2 protein-coding genes are annotated in these 2,497 nt (G+C 44.1%); one reads left to right on the top strand and one right to left on the bottom strand.

The genetic code is table 11. The features are described from left to right. Positions 1 to 367 precede the first annotated feature (367 nt). Positions 368 to 1,231, top strand: a complete 864-nt coding sequence (locus O9295_RS17220; RefSeq protein WP_288034097.1) for a helix-turn-helix domain-containing protein — start codon at positions 368 to 370, stop codon at positions 1,229 to 1,231. A gap of 201 nt (positions 1,232 to 1,432) precedes the next feature. On the opposite strand, the gene O9295_RS17215 is transcribed toward O9295_RS17220, so the two are convergent. Then, positions 1,433 to 1,945 (bottom strand): dihem cytochrome c family protein, encoded by a 513-nt coding sequence (locus tag O9295_RS17215; protein WP_288034096.1) that lies wholly within the window; start codon positions 1,943 to 1,945, stop codon positions 1,433 to 1,435. Between the last annotated feature and the right edge of the window lie 552 nt (positions 1,946 to 2,497).

The following is a 2,497-nucleotide window of genomic DNA, read 5'->3' as shown; positions in this document are numbered from 1 at the left end:
GTGGCCAATTACCTAATTTTCAGGGAAAAAGTGCCTAAATTTCCCCCCGATCACTCCCAGATCCAGTACTTTTTGATTGACAAAAGGTCTAAAAGTCTTACCCAACAAGGTTTTTAGATTTATTCAGCCAGCCCTAATTAGGGATCAGCTGAGAGTTGGAGAAAAACAAGTATTGAGAACAAATGTATGTACTAAGTAGCCAGTGCAGTCAACCGAGAATAAAAAACTTAACTTTTGCAAGTATTGCTGATTTTTGCCGGTTTTTGGAACCTTTTCGCCGGTAATGATGACAAGGTGACAGGAGCTTCTAGAGAACAGATTATCCCAAAATAACAAAATCGAGATTATCATCTAATTGGTATAGATTATGACTGGAATTATGAGTCAACTCAGTCCCCTACAAGCCGAACAAATCAAGGAAATCGGGACTTATTTACGTCAAAAACGGGAAGAAAGCGGCCTGAGCATAGACGATATCGCCGCCCTGACGATGATTAGAGTACCAATGCTAGAAGCGTTGGAAACGGGGAATTGGCAGAAATTACCAGAATTAATTTATGTCAAGGGATTTATCAAACGCTACGGTGATGCTCTAAAAATTGATGGTAAAGCTTTAGCCGATCGCTTGTCTCCTAGTGCGGAACAATTAGCTCAAGAGGTAACTATCCCGAAAACACTGCCCACAAAAGTTACCCCTCTCCCCAAGGCTGAACCCGCTGCCCCAAAAGTGGAACCGGTGAAACCAGAAAAACCAGCCCTGGAAACTAGCCCCCAACCGGCTAAATCAACCTTTTTCGGGATGTATCTCTGGCTAGGCTTGCTGGCGGGCATATTTTGTGGTATTGGCTATCTTTTCCTCCGTCCCCCTCTCTCTAACCCCCCTGCCGTTACTCCCTCTCCTTCCCCCGTGGTTTCCCCCGCGCCGGTAGTCCCTCCCGCACCGATAGCCTCTCCTTCCCCTTCTCCTCAGTCAAAAGTTCCCCTCTCAGCCGAAGTAACTATTGAACAGGCCGCTTGGGTAAGGGTAATTGCCGATGGCCAAAAAGTCCATGAAGGCAATCTCCAACCGGGTACTAAACAAACTTGGACAGCCCAAAAGAGTTTAAATATTCGATCGGGCAATGCTGGCGGTGTTAAAATCTCTCTTAACCAAAAACCTGCCCAATTAATGGGTAAAGCTGGCCAAATTGGCGAAATCACCTTAACTGCACCCCCTCTCAGTGATCAGTAAACAGTAATCAGTAATCAGTGAACTAAAAACTCACATCTGAAAACAAGGGCCGAATCTAAGACCTAATTGGTTAAGCTAAAAGCTTTGATGTGCTTAGTTTCTAACCTTCTTTTTAGGTAGGAGAATTGTCAGATTCTGTCTTTTGCCCCTTGCCTTCAGAAGCTGAAAACTGATAACTGATCACTGATAACTGATAACTGATTAGGCTGCATCATCCCAGATGGGGGTAAGGGTTTTATAATCGTAGCGGGAAGCGTTAGGATGACAGCTGACACAGGTGGTATGACCGAGAGGAGTGGGTAAATTGACCCTAGGATGCAAAACCTTTACATAGGTGGACTGTTCAATTAGGAGGGGAACAAAAGTAGTCTGGGTAAGAGGGCGGGAAGAATAACTGAGATAATCCCAGATAAGACGCTGAGTAATGCCAACAATTGGTTTTAAACGGATACCATAGTGAGAATTAGGATTTTCGAGGATTTTTTTCCAAGTTTGACTGGGTAGGATGCTCGGAGGAATGGCAATATGGCAAGTGGCACAATTTTCTAGATAGGTTTGCTGTCCAATTTGATAACGATTCAGCACTGTATCCGAGGAAGGGGATTGGGCGATCGCTGGTTGTTGAAGTAGCGAAGCCAGTAGAATACCCCCTAGAATACTGAGGAGAAAGAGGATCAGAAAAAAAATCGATTTCACTTGACCGCTGGAAGGCATGACTGGGATGACGGGTAATTGAACACAATTTTGACACTCTCGCCATCACAATGCCAAGCTGTGTGATGGGAGATTCTTGCTTCACAGAAACCTGCTTTTTAAGACGAATCCCAAGGAGTCTTACAGTCTCTCCACAAGCTTAAACTCCTGACTGCCCATCAGTATTTGGGCTCTTCTGATTTATGTGAGGTCTATACTGATATTTTCTAGTTTCTTCTGCGGCTCGACTGAGCGTTCGACTGAGCTCACGCCGAAGTCATCGCCGAACGTCAAAATAGCCCTAAAAGTCTTGCTTGATAGGTATTTCACGGTTTCATAAGCAAAAATTAAGTAGGTAGGCGTTAAAAATTATCAGATGCCCCCTTATCAAGGGGGGACTAAGGGGGGATCAGAGGCAAAATCCATTTTTAATTTAATTAGGGTTTGCTGAATAATGGTAAAAACCTTACAGGAAAGGGCTTTTAGCTTGATTGAGAGCTTCCCAAATGCACTTAAATCTGCTAGAATCTCTTAAAACCCTTGCATCACCCTTGCATCACCCTTGCATCTTCT

The sequence above is a fragment of the Microcystis sp. LE18-22.4A genome, from assembly GCF_027531105.1.
In the GTDB taxonomy this organism is placed as follows: domain Bacteria; phylum Cyanobacteriota; class Cyanobacteriia; order Cyanobacteriales; family Microcystaceae; genus Microcystis; species Microcystis aeruginosa.
This window is presented reverse-complemented; position numbering and strand designations above follow the sequence as displayed.